Source organism: Nitrosomonas sp. Nm58 (assembly GCF_900107335.1).
Taxonomy (GTDB): domain Bacteria; phylum Pseudomonadota; class Gammaproteobacteria; order Burkholderiales; family Nitrosomonadaceae; genus Nitrosomonas.
Window position 1 is genome coordinate 1 of sequence record NZ_FNPQ01000044.1, and the last position, 19,256, is coordinate 19,256.

Annotated in this window: 15 protein-coding genes and 2 pseudogenes; 8 read left to right on the plus strand and 9 right to left on the minus strand. The window is 42.8% G+C overall.

Annotated features, from left to right (window positions below):
* The 6 genes and pseudogenes from BLW34_RS12540 to BLW34_RS12570 all read left to right on the plus strand — a co-directional run.
* Positions 1–380, plus strand: a 380-nt coding sequence (locus BLW34_RS12540; protein WP_143037924.1) for a transposase, incomplete at its 5' end; no start/stop codon positions are given.
* Between the two features lie 909 nt (positions 381–1,289).
* Positions 1,290–1,769, plus strand: a complete 480-nt coding sequence (locus BLW34_RS12550) for a nickel transporter (RefSeq protein ID WP_177166038.1) — start codon at positions 1,290–1,292, stop codon at positions 1,767–1,769.
* A complete protein-coding gene (locus BLW34_RS12555) occupies positions 1,766–2,242 on the plus strand; it encodes a hypothetical protein (protein WP_090580180.1) in 477 nt (158 codons plus the stop codon). Before BLW34_RS12550 ends, BLW34_RS12555 begins: the two co-directional genes overlap by 4 nt.
* Before the next feature lie 4 nt (positions 2,243–2,246).
* Complete coding sequence (locus tag BLW34_RS12560; RefSeq protein WP_090580183.1) at positions 2,247–3,050, plus strand: hypothetical protein; 804 nt, start codon at positions 2,247–2,249, stop codon at positions 3,048–3,050.
* Between the two features lie 64 nt (positions 3,051–3,114).
* A pseudogene (locus BLW34_RS12565) lies at positions 3,115–3,345 on the plus strand (transposase); the annotation flags it as partial.
* 106 nt (positions 3,346–3,451) lie between these two features.
* Positions 3,452–3,910: a DUF2846 domain-containing protein gene (locus BLW34_RS12570; protein WP_090580186.1), complete on the plus strand. Its 459-nt coding sequence runs from the start codon at positions 3,452–3,454 to the stop codon at positions 3,908–3,910.
* A 252-nt stretch (positions 3,911–4,162) separates the two neighbouring features.
* On the opposite strand, the gene BLW34_RS12575 is transcribed toward BLW34_RS12570, so the two are convergent.
* The 9 genes from BLW34_RS12575 to BLW34_RS12620 form a co-directional block, all read right to left on the minus strand.
* The gene (locus BLW34_RS12575) at positions 4,163–7,129 is read right to left on the minus strand and encodes a type I restriction endonuclease subunit R (RefSeq protein ID WP_090580189.1); all 2,967 of its coding nucleotides are present in this window, start codon (positions 7,127–7,129) and stop codon (positions 4,163–4,165) included.
* Positions 7,130–7,131: 2 nt separating this feature from the next.
* A complete protein-coding gene (locus tag BLW34_RS12580) occupies positions 7,132–8,271 on the minus strand; it encodes a restriction endonuclease subunit S (RefSeq protein ID WP_090580192.1) in 1,140 nt (379 codons plus the stop codon).
* A 3-nt stretch (positions 8,272–8,274) separates the two neighbouring features.
* The gene (locus BLW34_RS12585; RefSeq protein WP_090580196.1) at positions 8,275–9,735 is read right to left on the minus strand and encodes a type I restriction-modification system subunit M; all 1,461 of its coding nucleotides are present in this window, start codon (positions 9,733–9,735) and stop codon (positions 8,275–8,277) included.
* Entirely contained in the window at positions 9,732–11,867 is a 2,136-nt protein-coding gene (locus tag BLW34_RS12590; RefSeq protein WP_090580199.1) for a DUF262 domain-containing protein, read from the minus strand. The genes BLW34_RS12585 and BLW34_RS12590 overlap by 4 nt, the downstream gene beginning before the upstream one ends.
* Positions 11,864–13,348: a type I restriction-modification system subunit M gene (locus tag BLW34_RS12595; protein ID WP_090580201.1), complete on the minus strand. Its 1,485-nt coding sequence runs from the start codon at positions 13,346–13,348 to the stop codon at positions 11,864–11,866. Before BLW34_RS12595 ends, BLW34_RS12590 begins: the two co-directional genes overlap by 4 nt.
* Positions 13,349–14,335: 987 nt before the next feature.
* Positions 14,336–15,277 (minus strand): recombination directionality factor, encoded by a 942-nt coding sequence (locus BLW34_RS12605; protein WP_090580207.1) that lies wholly within the window; start codon positions 15,275–15,277, stop codon positions 14,336–14,338.
* 69 nt (positions 15,278–15,346) lie between these two features.
* Positions 15,347–16,360 carry a YqaJ viral recombinase family nuclease gene (locus tag BLW34_RS12610; RefSeq protein WP_090580211.1) on the minus strand — a complete coding sequence of 338 codons (1,014 nt, stop codon included), beginning with the start codon at positions 16,358–16,360 and terminating at the stop codon, positions 15,347–15,349.
* An 89-nt stretch (positions 16,361–16,449) separates the two neighbouring features.
* A complete protein-coding gene (locus BLW34_RS12615) occupies positions 16,450–17,427 on the minus strand; it encodes a DUF932 domain-containing protein (RefSeq protein WP_090580214.1) in 978 nt (325 codons plus the stop codon).
* An 8-nt stretch (positions 17,428–17,435) separates the two neighbouring features.
* The gene (locus BLW34_RS12620) at positions 17,436–17,822 is read right to left on the minus strand and encodes a hypothetical protein (protein WP_218138856.1); all 387 of its coding nucleotides are present in this window, start codon (positions 17,820–17,822) and stop codon (positions 17,436–17,438) included.
* A gap of 1,190 nt (positions 17,823–19,012) precedes the next feature.
* Here BLW34_RS12620 and BLW34_RS17470 point away from each other — a divergent pair.
* Positions 19,013–19,177 (plus strand): helix-turn-helix transcriptional regulator, encoded by a 165-nt coding sequence (locus BLW34_RS17470; protein ID WP_371263941.1) that lies wholly within the window; start codon positions 19,013–19,015, stop codon positions 19,175–19,177.
* A pseudogene (locus BLW34_RS15715) lies at positions 19,174–19,256 on the plus strand (IS5/IS1182 family transposase); the annotation flags it as partial. The gene BLW34_RS17470 and the pseudogene BLW34_RS15715, both read left to right, overlap by 4 nt.

Consider the following 19,256-nt stretch of genomic DNA (forward strand, 5'->3'; position numbering starts at 1 on the left):
GTCCGATCACGGCAAGTGCTCTGGTAGCCACAGTAGGCAATGCCATGGAGTTCAAAAGCGGCAGGCAATTAGCAGCATGGCTTGGGTTAGTACCCGGGCAACACTCCAGCGGGGGCAAGCAGACATTACCGGGTATCAGCAAGCGCGGAGATGCTTATCTGCGTACCCTGTTGATTCATGGAACGCGAGCGGTCATCCGCTATGCCGAGAAGAAGACCGAGCCAGAAAGCTGGCTGCGCAAATTAATAGAACGGCGCAATAAGAACATTGCTGCTGTTGCTCTGGCGAACAAGAACGCTCGTATCATCTGGGCATTGCTTACTAAAGGAACCACATTTCATCCCAATCACGTTACGACAGCGTCTGCTGCAGCTCACTGATCGGAGCGATTGAATCAAACTGGATTGGTAATGTTGCAGTAAAAGCGAGTTTAAGAGGAGAGACTATCATCGATTGCACAGGCAATCATGACATGATGGCGAGACTGGTCAGACCGTGAGTGGCTAAACCTGTTATGGGCTCAGTGCATAAAGCACGTTATTGTGATTAGGTGCCACTCAGCGAATTCCATCAGGGACAAAGGCAATATGCCTTTATAAAAAGTCCGGATGTATGGCAGCAATCTTTACTTCCTCAAAATCATTAACTGAAAGCTTGGCAAAAAGTGGGCGTCCATGTAAGCCCATAGCGTCGCCGAAGGCTCTTGTGGTTGTGGGGTTAGCTATTGAATTTATATGATTTATTGACGATCCATCTTAAAACTGAACGTTAAAATGAGCAAAATGGACTGTTTTTTACTGTTTCTTTAAAGTTTCGTATGTGTACGACTTAGGTACGATATGAATATGCATAAATAATTACGAAAATCTACTCTTGCAGTAATTAATCACCCCGTATTTTTGGGATTCATCGGCCAACACTATTTGAATGCGACAATTGTTATACCTTTTATTGGCCATGGGATGCAGGTAGCTTGAGATTCGGCAACAGGGATATGCGTATTCACTGACTCTGACCCGAAACCAACCCGAGACCTTTTGCTTGACTTTTACATTATCAGGTCACGCTCTGCTCGGTTATTGGCAGATGATACCCGTGGATCTTTCGCAAACAGAAGCACGACCGCTTCGTGAGCCTTCAATCTTTCCTAAAGATTGTGTGCATCAGATTTGGCTAGTTTACCGCGCTAGCCGCTGGATTTGCGGTGGTGGAATGACGGAATCTTTTTTGCCGCACTTAAATGATAAGTTCCGGTTTATCTACATAATGCCAATTTTTGGAGACTTCAAATGAGCAATACTATTGAATTTAGCAAGGCGCTGGATAATTGTTTTAACGACATCGAAATGGATGCAAGAGCCATTGAAGCAATAAAAAAAACCATACTTATCAATTTTAATGAGCAAGTATCCACTTCAAAGTTAAAGGATAAGCTTGGTATTCTATTTGAATATGAAAAGAATTATCTAGGTCTAATTAAAGAATATAAGGAAGAAATAAAATTTGTTGGAACTTTACAAGAAGATCTTAGAAAAGAACGCGCCAAATTCTTTTCTGATACTTTAAGAGAGGTATCAATTGCAATGAAAGAATCGCAAGTACCCAGCGAAGTTGCAAGCAAATGGATAGAAGAGCTTGTTAATAGCTACACAAAAAGTCTTGATATTAGTAATGGGCTAATTGAAGAGCATACATTTGACACTATTGGTGATATCAGAAAGCAAGCAAAGGAATTAGTTACTGCGACAAACAAAACAAGCGAGCAATGAGCCGTGAAGAATTGGTATTCGCACTAAATATTCTCCGTGAAGGTAGGAGCAAACTGGTTAATTCCTATTGCTCCGAAGATCCTAATCTATACAGTTATATGTTCTCATTGCCCCCGAATGGACCAGAGATGGATCTAGCCATTGATAAATATTTCTTTGAATGGCTAAGCGCGCATTCTGATATGCAGATAAAAGAATGCAAAAACAGCTCTACACCCACACCCTCCCCAGAAATAACAAGCTACTTCTTGCAAGCGTATAAAAAGTTATGCGAGCGCTTTATCGTGGATAGGATCAATATAGAAGGTAAACAAAGTAATGCACTGACGTCGTTAGTCAAGGAAAAAATAGATAACTTAAATAAGCTTCTCGCAATAAGTGCACAACACGAGGAAAAGTTAAAAAAACTCCGATATATGAGCACTAAAGAAAAGTATTTGTTCGACGAGCTATTTACCTCACTTAAGGAATAGAATTATGAGCGTTCTCGGTATGTTTGATAAGCTTAGCGGTATTATCTACGAACCAATTAAATTGATTACTGATTGGACAAGAGAGCCTCTAAAGGGAAGAGAGCATCGTCGATCAATTGAAGTTCAAGAACACACGATAAAGGCAGAATCTGAGGCAAGAATGAATGAGGCTTCGCATATTGCCAACATCGAAGATCGGCAAAAGAAAGTTGATGCAGAGCTTGAAATTAAGAAAAATACCGAAGTTCAAAGAATATTAGCCGAAATTGAAGAAATCAAGAAAGATAAGGATTTTGAACGCATGAAGGCTGTATCGGAGGCGATCATGCAGTATCAACAACACCTAACCAAGCTAAATGTTAGTGCCATAAATGCGATTGGACATATGCAACTTGAGCTTAGAGAAAAGGCTCAAAACCTTGTTTATGACAAAACAATCAAGTATAAACAACTTCAGGATAGCGCTTACTCACAAGCTTATGAGGAAATGCAGCGCATTGAGAAAGACTTCTCTGACAACGAAGTTGCAAAAAATATTTTATACAAATCAGTGGATACTCGACTTGCCAACATCGTAATAACCGCGCAAAACTTTCTTATAGAACTGAACAACGATATTGCAGTATTAAACAAAAGCATTAACTTTTTGACGGAACGCGGGCAGTCTTTTATAGAAGATCATTTGGGACAATTTCACGTAGTAGCAAATGGCAGTTTGCTTTCAGAACAAAATACCCTCATGATTCAGAATCGTGAAAAAGTCATTACCGATGTGCCTATTGATACAGTCACCAAAAATATTGATTAGAATCTCCGTGGTGACGATACCCTGCAATAACTTTCGATGAATGGGTAGTGAACTCATGGACACACGGGAACAGATAACAAAGAAAGGAGCTCAGGCTGTGATACCGAGAAAGCGCAACTCGCTGAAGGGTAACGCAGATATGGATTGGGGTTTGTATAGATACCGGCATTTGGTGGAGAATGCTATTGCCCGGCTAAAGCAATATCGGGCAATAGCGACACGATACGACAAACTGAAGCGAAATTACGAAAGTATGGTAGCCATAGCGTGCGGATATCTGTGGCTACCTATGTGAAATGTCAACAGACCCTAGCACGTGATAATTTTGCAAGAGGCTCAGCAGTGAAATACTATGACATAAAACCCATTAGTTGCGATTGAATCTGTGAAAGGCTAAAACTATGAACTGTATTCGCCTGTTAACTAGTGCTTTATTGGCGCTCTTGATACTAGGATGCGCTTCTGTTCAGCTTGCTCCACATAGCCAAGATATTGAAGCTAAGAAGTTTATTTCTGTACCAGACAAATCTGTTGTTTATGTAATACAAACAGGTGGACTCGGTTCATATCGTATTTTCTTGCATATCTGGTTAAATGGCGAGAATGTGGCAACTCTCTCGGGAAACACATATTCAAGATTGGTTGTTGATCCTGGCAAATATAGGTTGGTAGCTACCTCTCCAGAAAATCGAGAAAGCGTGGACTTTACTATAAATGCCGGGGAAATGGTGTTTCTCGGAGCTGGATCAAAGCCTGGTGTTGCACAAATGCGTGTGCGGCCAATAAGCAAATTTTCATTACAAGAAGGTCGCGAGGCAGTTATAAAAAGGAAACTAGCGGAATCAATCGCACCCCTTTAACCTATTCCTTATGCATAATATATTCATTTAATTATGTTGACACCGGTCTAAAATTGACAGAAAAGGATGTTAATACCGGTTGAAATTTGACTTAGTAATCACTATACATTTTGATACAGTTATATTTTTGCAGAAATTAGGTGAAAATCGGTCTTAGATAATATTTTTTAACTTAGAGCTTCTTGCAAAATTATCATGCACTAGCCGAAAAAAGTTCGGCATCTGCCGGCAAATAACCCAATCTTCCCTGCTTTAATAATATTCCTTAATATAAGCATAAGCCCGATCAAATAACACCTGATCTTTATGCAGATGATATTTCAACAATGCCTTACGTAAAGATTTCTGCACCTCACGCTCACCAGATGTGGAATGCTGCCAGCCGGGGAAGCGAACTACACGAACAATCGCATCAATATCCGCAACAATACGTTCTACGACAGCCGGTGTTTGATCGGTTTTCAGTTCTAAAAATAATTCAGTCAATGCTGCTTGCGGGGTTTTGTCCTGTAGGGCTTCTGCTAATTCCTTTTCTGCCTGAACTGTTTCCTTGGCAATTTTGCACAATTCTTTAACAAATTCAATTGAGCTAATCAGACCTTTTTCGGCTTTATCGCGCAGTTCTTCCAGGCGTTCACTGAGCTTTTTGAAGGCAGGGTAATCAACGTGGTTTTGAAACCGCTTGATCAATACTTTTTCCAGTTGTTTGACTTTCTTGGAATCAGGGTGGTTGAAAATATCCTCAATCACATCGGCATCCAGCACATACTCTTCCAGAACATGAACATCACCAACATGGATGTTTTCATGAATCAGTTGCGTGGTCTGGGCACCCAATGATAGCCACAGCAGCTTACCGATATTGTCAGAAGCGGGCTTAACGGATTCATAAACTTGTGCCAGCCATTTGTAATCCTGGTTATAAAGTTCCAGGATATTATCGGGTGATAAAGATTCCCATAGCTTCGCCAGATACTTAAAGTCAAGCGCAAAGGCATCTTTCTTCTCGTTGGTATTAATAGCATTCTGTGCTCCTTCCAAACCCTCAAAGCCTTCCAGTGTTCTATCGACGCCAGAAAAATGAGCGAGAGTCTCGCGCATCGCCTGTGGTAATTGGCCTCTTAATTCCGAAATATTCGTAATCACTTGCTTAACACTTTCTTCATCAAATTCCAGTGCTTTGGCGGCATCATCAAACACGCCGAAATAATCCACGATTCTGCCGAAGGTTTTATGAGGATATAAACGATTAGTCCGGCAAATTGCTTGCAGTAGGGTGTGATCTTTTAATGATTTATCCAGATACAGTGTTTGCAGTATTGGCGCATCAAAGCCAGTCAACAGTTTGGCTGTGACGATAATAAATTTTAAATCGGAATGGGCATCATTAAACTCATCGATAATCTTCTCCTGTGCCGATTTATCCATCGCCCATTTTTGCTTAAATTCAAATGCATCATTGGCTGACGTGGAAATCACCACCCGGCTGGCTTCAGCAGAAAAATGTTTGTCCAGTTCTTCTTTATATTGCACGCAGGCATAACGATCAGGTGTCACAATCATCGCTTTAAAGCCTTGCGGATCCACTTTTTCCTTAAAATGCACAGCAATATCGGCTACGATTTTAGCCACCCGTTCAGGTGATTTCAAAAACGACACCATTTTTGCTGATCTCTGATTTAAGGCATCGGCTTCTTCATCGGTAAGTGCCGCGCTTTCGGTAAACTCGGCAAAAACCCGATCAATCGACTCCTTGTCGACATGCACGTCCACTAAACGCGGCTCGAAATGTAGCGGCAAGGTCGCCTCATCGCGGATCGAATCATGAAAGGTATAACGCGACAGATAGCCGCCTTGATCTTCCTCTGCGCCAAAGGCCCAGAAGGTATTTTTATCAGCTCTATTCACCGGTGTTCCAGTCAAACCAAATAAAAACGCATTCGGCAAAGCCGCGCGCATTTGCCGGCCCAGGTCACCTTCCTGGGTACGGTGCGCCTCATCGACCAGCACAATGATATTGTCGCGAGTATTCATATTCGGCTTGGCATCGCGAAATTTATGAATCATCGAGATAATAATTTTGCGGGTGTCGCGTTCCAATAAAGTTTGCAACTCGCTGATGCTGTCGGTGGTTTCCACATTCGGCACATCCGCCGCATTAAAGGTGCCGCTGATCTGGGTATCCAAATCGGTTCGATCCACCAGTACGATCACGGTCGGACTTTTCAATTCCGTCGCCCGGCGCAGTTTCTGTGCCGCAAACACCATCAGCAGCGATTTACCGGAACCCTGGAAATGCCAGATCAAGCCTTTCTTAATCCGCCCTTCGATCACCCGCTGCACAATTTTATTCGCGCCTTCATATTGCTGAAAACGCGGAATCACTTTGCTGCGCTGTTTCCTTTTGTTGGTGGTAAATAAAGAGAAGTTAAGCAGAATATCCTGCAAGCGCTTGGGCTTCAGCAAATCAGTCAACTCTTTGCCGATTTCCGCTAGACCGAGACTCTTGGCAATATCGCCGCCGTCCGATTCCAGCCGCCACGGTGCCCAGAATTCCAGCGGACAACGGATTGCGCCATAAAACAACTCCTTGCCTTCAGTGGCAAATGACAAAATATTCGGCACAAACAGCTGCGACACCGCATTTTCATACACCGTATGAATTTCATGCGCCCCATCCAACCAACTGACCGAAGGGCGTATCGGCGTTTTCGCCTCACCCACTACCACCGGAATACCGTTGATCAGCAACACTACATCGGGTATTTTGGTTTCGCGATGATGAATGCGGAATTGATTGGTAACGACATAGCGGTTATTGATCAAATTATCAAAATCCAGCAAGCGCACCGGCACATGGCGATTGTTGTCGCCAAATGGCATGGTCTTTTCACCACTTAGCCATTTAAAGAACTCTTCATTGGCTTTCACTAGCCCGATTTGATTCACCGAAATCAAGATCGCACGCAATTTGTAGATCACTTCATCAGCCAATTCCGGGCGTAGCTGAATTTCTGGATTCAAGCGCAGCAAGGCGGTTTTGAGTTCACTCTCCACCAACACTTCGTTGACACCGCGCGCCAACTCATCCGCCGATTGATAAATCCACTGCGCTCCATAACCCGCTCTGGGTTCAGCCACCTTACCCGCGTTCAGATTCACGCCGCTGATTTCATGGATGATGTAATGCTCAACACTGTTGAGTTCGGTGAAGGCCATTGCTAGAAGATTTGGTTGATTAGGCTTCTTTGTAGGGATTTTGAATTTTCGATTTTGGATAACGCGTTAATTCTCGATGAATCTAATTGTTTCAAACATTTTATTATTTGGAACTGCTTTTCATCATTTACTTTAGGTAAAACTATAGACTTTAATGTTTTGCTATCAATATTTGGAAAAGTAGAGCCCGATGCCAATCTCATAATTTCACCGACATTAAATCTTAATGCGAACTCAATAAAATCAGTTTTAAAAATACCTTTGCCTCTAATTGCTGCGATTCCTCGCCCAATGCAATAGGTATCATTAGATAAGTTAATCCGACCTGTGGTACTTCCTCTAACGCAAAGAAGAATATCTTTATTTTCACAAAATTTAGTTGGCTTTGATGTCCATTGGATTTTTATAGGGTATCTATCAGTAAACTCAGTTGGCCCATTTATAAGTGGAGCACCTTCTCCAATTTGATTATAACTTTCACCAGGCGGTGATTGACCCATGATTACATCAGCACAATCATCAAGGGTCATATATTGTTGTGCTTCATTATGAAAATATTGCCGACACCGTGAATCAAAGTTTTTATTGATACAATCGACTAGTGCGTACTCTTTCTCAATCACATCATCCATAGCCCAAAGCAGTTCAGCCAGTTGAGCTTGCTGGTCTTTGGGGGGGAGCAGAAATTCTTGGTGTTTAAGCGTTCCCCAATTGATCGTCGGCGACAAGGACCCCACCGAAATATCAACCGCCCGGTGCATAAATAAATCGGAGTGCAGAAAAAACGGAAACAGTTTTGGCTCGATCACTTCTGGATTAGCTCTTAACACCAAAGAATGTGCTGAGCAAAAACCATCCATAGTAGCAATGGCCGCTTTGCGTTGATAAGCTCGCCGTCTGCCAAATATCACATCGCCGGGGTAACACCTTAATTTTTGCCCGTCTACGTCATCCGGCGTGCCGGTGCGTTTAATATGAATAGAATCAGAATCGATATGTTCCAGACCAATATAAACTTCCAAATCGGTATTATTCGGATCAACTCGTTCAGAAATATTCTTGGCAATTTCATCAAAGCGGTAAGTTTTCCAGTTGGATTTATCCAGATTCTTGAGATCAATTGCTTGCATGGTTTCCGTCATGATTTATCCAATCACCCGAAAAAGCTCATCCATACTTTTCTTTAATTCAGCCGATGACTGCATCCAATTTTGCAGGGCTTCATTCAGCGAGATTTTTGTATCGCTGCTATTTACGTTGCTGACATATAGCGACATATTTAAACTGGCTTTATGACTCAATACTTGATCAATACCAACCACTTTACAAAAGCCATTCTGATCCTGAAATGCTTTATAGGCCGCATAAATTCGCTCGATGTGCTGCGGCTCCAAGAAAGCAATATTCTTGTCCTGCCTGACCTCACTGACCGCATTGATGATTAACACTTTGCCTTTCCTACTGGCTTCTTTATTGGTCTTAGTAATCAGCAAACAGGCTTCCATTGGCGAGTTGTAAAACAGGTTTGGTCCCAGGCCAATCACACATTCCACCAGATCTTGCTCGATCATTTTGCGGCGCATATCGGCTTCGGTATCCCTGAACAAGATGCCATGTGGCCACAAGGTTATGGAACGACCATTCTTCTTATCCAGACTTTTTTGAATATGCTGCTGAAATGCATAATCGGCACAACCTTGTGGCGGTGTGCCCCAGAGATTACGTCCGTACGGATCGCTCTCAAACGCTTTGCGATCCCAGGCTTTGATCGAATACGGCGGATTGGCGAGAATGACATTAAAGGTTTTGAGCTGGTCGTCCTCCAGAAAGGCTGGATGCGTCAGAGTATTGCCGCGCACGATGCTGAATTCCTCGATGCCATGCATGAACATGTTCATACGGGCAATGGCGGAGGTGAGCAGGTTGACCTCCTGACCGTACAGTTTGAGGGTGCGGTATTCCTTACCTTCGTCTTTTAAATGCAAGGCGCAATTCAGTAATAAACCACCGGAGCCGCAGGTCGGGTCATACACACTTTCGCCGGGTTGCGGGTCCATAATCAGCGTCATCAGTTTGACCACGGTGCGGTTGGTATAAAACTCAGCAGCAGTATGGCCGCTGTCGTCGGCAAATTCCTTGATCAGGTATTCGTAAGCATTACCCAGCTGGTCATCCGGCACATTGCTGACGTTGAGTTTATGCTGGGAGAAATGCTCGATCAGATTGGTCAGGATGGCATCGGACAATCGATCTTTATTGGTCCAACTGGCGTCGCCGAAAATGCCAAATAAAGCATTCGGATTGGCTTGCTCAATGGCCCGCATCGCTTCCTGCAAGGCTGTGCCGATATTGACGGTTTTCTCGCGCACATTATTCCAATGCGCGCCTTCAGGAATCTGGAAATGATGGTTTTCTGCAAATGCGGCATATTCCAGATCACCGTCGCTTTCTGCTAACGCATTAGAAAATTCCTCGTCATACACATCGGAAATGCGCTTGAAGAACAGCAAGGGAAAGATGTACTGCTTATAATCCCCGGCATCAATGGTGCCACGTAAGGCCGTGGCTGCGCCCCAGAGGTATCTTTCGAGTTCTTGCTGGGTCATAACTGTTGGCTTTCTGCAATAACCGGTGTTGATGAGTTATTGGTCATATCCAGAAATGACAGATGCAACAACTCTAATTTATTAGAACGTGTACCAAGACTGATTCGCCATCTTTCTTCCATAAATTTCAGAAGAGTTAATCCGCGCTCTAAAATCTCAGTCTCTGTCCAGTTTTCATTCTTGGCTACTTCTAATTCTGAATATGAACCGTTAGCATATCCATTGCGAATGATATTTCCATTGTCATCGGTTTTTATTTTTTTCTTGTTGGGAAAATCGTCATTTTGCAAACTTGAATTGATGCTTGAAGACAATGGCAACAGATTTCCTAGGGAACCACGAAGATATCTGCATTCATCATCACTAAATCTGGAGAAACAAGTTGTCCAGTATTCACTATCTGCTGTTTGCGGGTAAATGTGTTCGATAGAGACTTTATCCGTTTCACTCTTAGTAAAATTATGCCATCCTAGTTTTGGCTGATTCCTGGATTCTTTAATCCTTTCTTCGTATTCAAAAAAGAAATAACTCAGATCATTCCAATCGTAGAATCCATCACCATTCGGGCCAAATTTTCTGCTAATGAAGTCTCTGAAATAGCTTGTTTTGAAGATATTGTTTTTGTCGAATACCCAAGATAGATCGTTATTTAATGATGCAATAACCTCTGGTATCGACATTTCCCCCATATAAATTGATCTTGTATCGCGATAGTAAGCACTACTTCGGTAGGAGGATTGGGCTCGGCATAGCCGAAAAGAAATAAAGATAAACCGCTCAATTTGATTTAGTAGTGAAATTCGCTCATTGTCATATGGTTTAGTCCGAATTAGTGCTGCCATAATCAATGGTCTGAAATACGCGATCTTAACGCGATTGATTCTATCCATTGCTATTTGTTCAATCTCGCTCAACTCTTCAGAATCACTTGGAAAAAAGGTGCTATACCAAATTTTAGATGACTCTTTAAGGCTATCAACGTATTTACTAATATCTATAATTTTCAGTTTGGATTGCCGATTCATTATAGGTACTTGTTCGATTACCTTATCATCATCATCAGTATCTGGCGAATCGATAAGCTCTTCGACATATTCAATCCCACTGGCACTAACTTCCAATTTTTCAAAAATGTTTTTTGGTGAAAAGTAATCATCTAATAAATAACGTATGTAATCGTTACCTTTATTGCGGCTGTACTTGAAGTACATGATCCAGTGAGCTCTTAAAAAATCATCATCATTCAGTGGTGTTTTTTTGTTACGGCCTAGCTGGTTATAGATTTCACCCCAAGTTTTGTTAATCTTTGTTCTAATATTTTCCTTGACGTCATCTGCTACTTCCTCAGGTGGATAAAGAGTAGTCAGATAAATAAGTCTGTTCTTCAGTAATTCCAGATCAGAAAGTCGTTTCCCTCTATTATTCATCGTTTCGAAAGCGACAAAGACATCAAAGTTGTCGTCGATTTCATAAAGATTAAAGAGAAATCGTTGCGTCAATTTTTCATATATATCCTTAAGCGAATTGAGGCCATTCTTCTTGATAAGTTTTGCAATATTTTCTTTAAAAAACTTCTTTGCATTTTCTAGATTCAAGGTATAGAAAGTTTCACGAATGGTGCCCGCATTAGGTTCTTCAAATACTTGATGACGCAGAAACTCAAAAGATGGATTGTCTACTTCATATCCAAACTTATATGTATTGATAGTGCGATGTTTTGGTTCCAATATGGCTATATATTTTTCAATAACCTCGCTTAGCTTATAAGCTCCAAGAAATATCTCCGCTTTGCTACATCTCTCATTTGCAGGGTTACTTGTAACAGCTTCAATTAAACATTGAATGAGTATTGAAATTGTTGTAAGTCGTTGCTGTCCATCCACAATGAAGTATGGAATATATCCTCTACCTTCTATAAGCCACTTTTCATCATTCCATCCTGACCAAATTTTCTTTGGAACCTTTTTTATCGACAATACGCCTGTGTAGTGGGAGCGATGCGAATCCAAGCTGAGTAAGTCTTCCCAAAACTCAATTAGTTGCTTTTCACCCCAAGCATATCCACGCTGGTAATCTGGAATTCTAAAAACCTTTTTATTAAAGACATCATCCAAGGATTGAAGATCTTTCATTTTAAAAATCCGTTTAAAATTGTTTTGAATTTTTCTTCTGCTTCTAAACTGGCTTGCCAGGCGACTTTTAAATCATTAAAAGCTTCTTCTACACTAGGTAGGTTATCTTCAATGATTTTTTCCACGTAGAGCGGTATGTTCAGGTTGTAATCGTTTTCTTTGAGGTCATTGAGTGTGGCCACTTTGACGTAGTTCTCAACATTGATGTAGGCTATATACCAGTCGTAAATTTGTTTTACGTGCACGGGTTCCAGGAAATTTTGTGCTCTGCCGATTCTGATTTGATCGGAAGCATCGATAAAAAGGACTTTGTGTTTTTTCTCGGATGCTTTGTTCTGCTTGAATACCATCACACAAGCGGCCAGTTGCGTGCCATAGAAAATATTTGGTCCCAAGCCAATTACGGCTTCCAGCAAATCCTGCTCTATCAATACTTGCCGGATAGTGCTTTCAGCCCCTTTGCGGAATAGCGCACCATGCGGTAGCACGACGGTCATTCTGCCAGTGCTGTTCATGGATTTAACCATGTGCTGTACCCAGGCCATGTCGCCATTACTTTTCGGGGGGACCCCGCCAATATTTCTACCAAAAGGATCATTCACCCAATTTCCTGCTCCCCAGTTTTCTAGTGAAAAAGGTGGATTCGCTATCACGCAATCAAAGGTTTTTAAGCCATCTGCCTCAAAAAAGGCAGGGTTGCGTAATGTATCACCCCGGATGATTTCAAAATCTTCTATTCCATGCAGAAACATATTCATCCGGGCGATTGAGCTGGACGTCAAGTTTTTCTCTTGACCATAGAGTTTGAGTGTACGGAAATCTTCCTGGTTATGTTTGAGATGATCAACACATTCCAGCAACATGCCGCCAGTTCCACAAGCTGGATCATTAATACTTTCCCCTTCGTGGGGATCTAGGATCAAGCCTAAAAGATGCACTACAGAACGAGGGGTATAAAACTCACCGGCTTTTTTATTGGTAAGGTCGGCAAAGTGCTTGATCAAATATTCATAGGCTTGGCCGAGCATATCAGGATTAATATTCTCATTTCCCAGTGTGTATTTAGAAAAGTGTTCAACCAAATTGATCAGCAGACTGTCAGAGAGTTTGTTTTTGTTGCTCCACTGCGCATCACCGAAAATGCCATACAAGAATTCCTGATTGGCTTGCTCTATACCTCTTAAGGCTTTCTCAATGGCTAAACCGACATTGGTTGATGTTTCCCGCACATCATTCCAATGACAACCTTCAGGGATTTCAAAACGATGGAATTCAGGTAAGGCTGCGTATTCTTCATCGCCATCTGATTCTTCAAGCGCATTACGAAATTCTTCATCATAAACATCGGATATCCGCTTAAAAAATAACAGAGGGAATATGTAGACCTTGAAATCTGAGGCATCGACTGGACCTTTCAAGATCCATGCAGCTTTAGAGAGGTATTGTTCTAATTGGGAAAGAGTTAGTTTACTTTTGTTCATTCAGCTAATTATAACTATATGAACTAATATTCGTTCAAATTCGACTTATTCTTTCTATGTAAGCCAAGTGTAAATCACTTCTGATTGATATTGCTGGATTTAAGCGACAGCAACACATGCCACTATCGACTATCAAATCAAGGCATTTGGTAGTTCATTCAGAAACTGACTATTAGACAGAGCATCAGGATATTAGCAACCTACCGAGATGCAAGAAAATTTGATGTTATATGAAAGCAAGAGTCGAAGTCCGGCGCTCACCCCGACACCCTAACCGATGTATTCCGATATTATCTCTATAGAACAACGAGTTATTCATAGATAACGTCCCGCTCCTGTCTCAACCCAGTGACCGTCGGATTAACAGTCCGGAGTTCAGTCGTTTATGCCTACAGATAGCCGAAGAATCCAAAAGTAGTTTTCTTCCCGGGCACCGAACCAACCCGAACAAACCGAACCAGGGCCGAACCTGGCCGCCCCACCGATGGCGCACTTCTGGCCCTCCTTCCTCATGCAAAACAACGACTTACATTTGTTTTCTCCGAACTTTTTCTGAACGTCGCCCCGAAACCCAATGGTGGTAAGTATCGGCAGAAAGGCCGGCATAAACTACCCAGAATTATCCCAGGGTGCTCACCAAAAAAATCAGATGAGGGTTAGAGTCATACCTACCTCTAAACGGATCCTCCTCCGCATTACTCAAGCAACTGCTAGATGATAATTATTTTTTATCGCTATTTAAAGGTAAGTGATCGATAATTGAGCTTAAATCCACTTTAACTTTCTAATGTCCATATAAAAATATGATGCTACTGGTTACTAAAGCTAAAAATTCGATTAAATTACAACAAAAACGACATTTATTAAGTGATTGATTTGACCAGATTACACAGTGATCACTGACATCACCTTACCAGAACAGCCAGAATAAAAAAATTGAGATTTAATCTGCCGAATTTCCTAATTCGGCAGATTAAATTACAACCACTAACTTCCTGAACAAACTTCATCACTCAACATCTTCGCTTTTGCCTCCAATTTCGATACCAATGACGTTTGATTACTTGCTCCAGCCGTCATCTTTGGAACTGGCAAAGTAGCGTTCTTCTCTGTCGTTTCGTTTCCGTCCTCAACAGGAAAGAATTCCTCAATCACCGCACCGCTATCATCTTCACCATCTTCGAAAGCGCCATTATTAAGCCCCAGACGAGCTGCATGGTCTAGGGCATCTTGGTCAAATCCGGATTCCTGTCGCTCGGCATCAATCCGCCGAGCTTGCGCCAAGGTTTCTTCTATGCTCAGATCGCTGCGCACCGTAATATCAACATAATAGATCGGCGTACCATAGCTTTGCAGGGTTGATTTTCCCCGTAGACGCAATTCCAGCGGTAAGCAGGATAAGCGATTGCCGGAAATGGCCTTGAAGTAATGCAGACGTGCAGCCAGAGTGCGAATGCTGTTAAAGCCAGTTGTTCGGAAGATAAAACTTCCCAGGGGATCATCGTCGCCAATGACGACATTCAATCTGCCGTAGGGTTTGCAGGCACCACCTTTGGCGAGAGCACAGCCATCCGGTGAAGGACAAGGAAAAGAAGCAACTTCCTCTTCCGTCCTGCGCCGACAGGTTTCACCATTGCCGACGCATAATGGCCTGCCGGAATTTCTATCGAACAAAGTGTATTCAGCACGAAAATTCAAATCCGGTTCATTGAACATCAGACGGATTGGAATACTTCGTATCTTTCCGCCTTGTGCCTTGCGCAAGCCTTCGTCATAAGGATGCGGCAGCCACCCTTCCCTGCTCTGTATCTGGCTGGTGATGGTAAATTGATCATCCTTCTCCGGCAGACGCTTGCCGTTTTTCTCTACGATCTTGCCAATGGATATTCTCCCCAGAATCGGCGGTGTAATGGTTAAACCTTTTAACATATCATGCTCCTTAGTTTGAGCGGTCTGCCCGGTCATGACTGGACAGACGCAATAGAATTGAACAAAAAATCAGAGTGATGAAGTGGCATCGATGACGACAAAACGACGACTTCCCGTTTTGCTCATTGGATAGCGTTGCAACAGATCAGGCTGCTCTTTGAGTAAACGGACAACATCGAGAGAAACGCTGTCTTTGCTCTTTTTCCAGGTGACTTCACCTGCCTTGAACTTTGCCCGGCTGGCTTCGCCCATTACCTGCTGGATGGATTGTTTGTATTGCGCTTCCAGTTTCTCCAAATCCGCCAAACGCTGGCGGACACTGACTAGATCAGAAAAAGTAGCTGACAGCATTGGATGCTGACTGAAATCCAAGGTTGAACCACTATCTTCTGGATACAAACTGCGCAACGCCAATTCCGCCGATTCGGAACCATCTGCCGGAGGTGGCTTATCAGATTCGACATAGCGCCAGAAGATCTGTTCAAGCTGAATTAAGCGGTTGATTAAGGCTTCATTCCGAGGAATTCTGTGTATTTCCAGGTGTTGCCCACCGATTAACACGGCCACATCAGCCGCGCTCTTGCCAGTAACCGCTAATTGATGCTGAACCTGTAACTGGACATACTCTGGTACGCCTTCTTTCCAGAGTCTTGCACCGTTGATACCGGCTGTTTTACATTCGAGGATTTGAACATCACTGGAACCGGTTACTTCCCGGTCGATATTGGCTAGCATCCACGATAGATCAGCATGCTGCAGCACCGCATTAACCCGACGCACCCGATGACCTGTTTTTTGTGAATAATGCGCGGCAACGATAGGTTCCAGGATATTGCCCCAGTAAAGCGGGCTTGTTTCATCCTTAGGATCGACTTTCGGCAGGTTGCCGTCTCGCACTGTTTTCTCAAGCCAAAGCTCTAATTGGGATTTATAGGGATTCAAACCGACTGCAGCAGCGGCATCTGAACTGCCAATACCTTGTTTTCTGACAGCAAGCCATTCTTCCCTCGGCATCGCCTTTGTGCGTACCAGCTTCAAGGCTGCACGAGACTTGACTGGTACGTGAGTGGGTATTGTTTGCATGATTTTCACCTGCTGAGATAATTGTTTTTACGGAAACAAAAACGCCCGGTAAGCATTAGCCTACCGGGCGTTTTATTCGACTCTGTGATTCAGTCTACTAATTGCAGGGCCGTATCCAGTGCACGCTGTTTGATGGCTGCCCCCTGACCAAACCAGGCAGAATCCAGCCGATGCTCGCTGCTACGAGCCCGCTTTTCATGATCGACGTATTCTGTGATGGCATTGAGCAGCCCCCAGGCGGTTCCTTTGGCAGAATCTAATTTTGCTCCGCGACCTTCCCCGTTATAGAGGCTTTGTACCTTTTTCAAGGCACGCTCGTTACTTGGCGCAGCAGAATCAGTATTATCAGTGTTAACTGATTGAGCATCACACAGCACATGCTCAAAATAATTGATCGCTTCACGCGATTTCATTTTGCGCTCTGCCAGTTTACGCATGCGATACATGAATTCGTCCCATTGTGAAACAGCGATTCCGAGCTGCTGCTTCACGACTTGAGGTTCAAAACGAGTGCTATGCGGCACCTTGATAGATCGCGCTTCTCCATTCAATGCGATGGTAAGCGTATTGTTGCAGACTACACGAATGGTAGTAGGTGTTGCTGTCGTTGCTAATGTGCCATCGCATGATGTTGCCAGAAGTAGATAGCCATTAACCAGGTCATTGTCTTTAAGCGCCATCGATTGCCCAGTTTTGGCTAGTGCACAGAATTTTCTGCCCCCTTTCAACACACCTGCTGTTTCAAGTTCGTAACCGGAGTATTCTGTCAGATCGCGGTAGAATTCCAGTACCTCGGATGGCTGAACAATCTGATAACGCTGCGAGACGACCGATAATGCTGCTTTATTGTCGGAGCGGTAGAGAACCTTTTGTTCCGGAAAAGAATGGATGGAGGCCAGACCGCCAAGCGCTTCGGTCATAAAATGAACTGGGGACTCCTTTATCTGCCAGTTCATCCCTGCTTGCTGTGCCCAGACTTCTAGCGGTTGCTTGGGACTCAAGCAATTGCCCAGGCCGTGCCAGGGTGTTTGACCTACATAGGCCATTTGTTCGATAAGATGTGCCATAAGAACTCCTAATCAGTTAAATTAAAGTTGACTGGACCATCAACAATTGGTGCTGAATGATCAAAATGATGATTGACGCTGAAACTGTGTCCGCATGACCGACATAAATAGTTGTCCAGGATGCGTTGATCGACAATCTCTCCCAGTTTGGCTCCCGTGACACCGCCAGTCACTGTACCGATCAGGCCGCCGAAGAAAGCTCCTGCGATACTGCCAAAGGCTCCCCCGGCTGGTCCTGCAATAAAACCTAGTGTGCGCCCTACTTTGGCGCCTTTCACAGCACCGGCGATACCATGGATACCGCCGCCAGCTGCACCGATCGCGCCGCCTACTTTTCTGCCCTCATCTTTAGTGGTAATGCGAATGGATCGACAATTAGGACATTGAATGTTCATGGTAATAACTCCTGAATATAATTTGCCTACAGACACGTTTCTGATTTGAAGTAAAAAGCTGATGAAATATATCTGCGGGAAGAAATAAAAAGCATATCGTTCATTCGTAAACGATTAGCTTTTCATAATGAAAGGTTCATTTACCTGAAAGCGAAGGCAAATGGCGGTAATACCCAAAAGGTATTACTCAATAGAAATATGTGTGACTGAAATTTTTTAGGAAGTGGAATTGCTTGCAAGAAGCTCTCAAGTATCTTCCAGTTTAGAAGTTTGTTTGATGTTCGGAGTTATTGCGCAAGATAAAAATGGTGTACGGACTTAATTCGTATTAGAAAAAAGGAGTGTACTGAGTTAGTTCGCATGGATGTACATACTTAATACATATTTGTTATTTATCAGCATATTACTAAAATCATAAAGAAATACTGTTTTCAAGCGAATTTCTGAAAGGTAAAGAAAACAACATCTGGATTTTTAATCCTCAATAGCAAACTCGCACATGATTTTCGATATGAAGTTCACAATAAAGCGCTAGATGCCAGACTCTATTTTGGCTCCTAATGAAGAGAACTGGCCTCTTGTTGATTTGCAAGGCTAGAATCAAGGATATTGCAAAACTGATTGAGTTATTTTTATTGATTTTCCGAGGTGAATACTAGCTCGAGAATAACCTTCAGAAAATAGCACGTCGAGAACTTTTTTAAATTTTCTTGCAAAACTAAGGATACGTTTGTTATCATTCAGAAATAATGTTTTCAGCATAAATAAAGGGAGTATTGCCTATAGACCCAAGCAGCAGCAGATAAATTAACCTTTAACAATACTTGATGCGGCATTGTTAGCTCTGAATAATTAGCTAACGTAATGCCATTATCCGCGAATGATGATAATCATAGAGCGCGATTGATAAGGTACCTTCCATAGCACATGCATAATGGTTGAGTACAAAAGCAAATGCATTCGTATTTGCTTCAATAATATCCTGATAATTCGTAGATTTTTAACATCTACAAAATAATACTGGCCCTACTGGGCGCTCTAGATATTTTATTTTTTTGTTCTTCTGGCTTGAGTGCTTAATTTTCGCGCGCTCATTCGGTATGGTTCGTCCTAAATCAAGTTTAAATTAAGGTTCTTTTATTATGAATACTATAAATCGCACCAACAAATTCATCCGCCTGCGAGAAGTCATGCAACTCACAGGTTTATCCCGTAGCAGCATTTATGCTCGTATCAATTCAAACTCCTCGTCTTTTGATCCCTCATTTCCACTTCCGGTGAAGCTATCTCCCACCCCTAAGAACCTGTTCAAAGTCTTTTCGTTTGACAGAAAAAGTGCGATATTTGCAGGATGAGAACAAGTTATCCAAGTGATATCAGTCGCGAACAGTTCGAGCAGATCCGCCCACTGCTGGAAAGTGCGCGCAAGAAGAC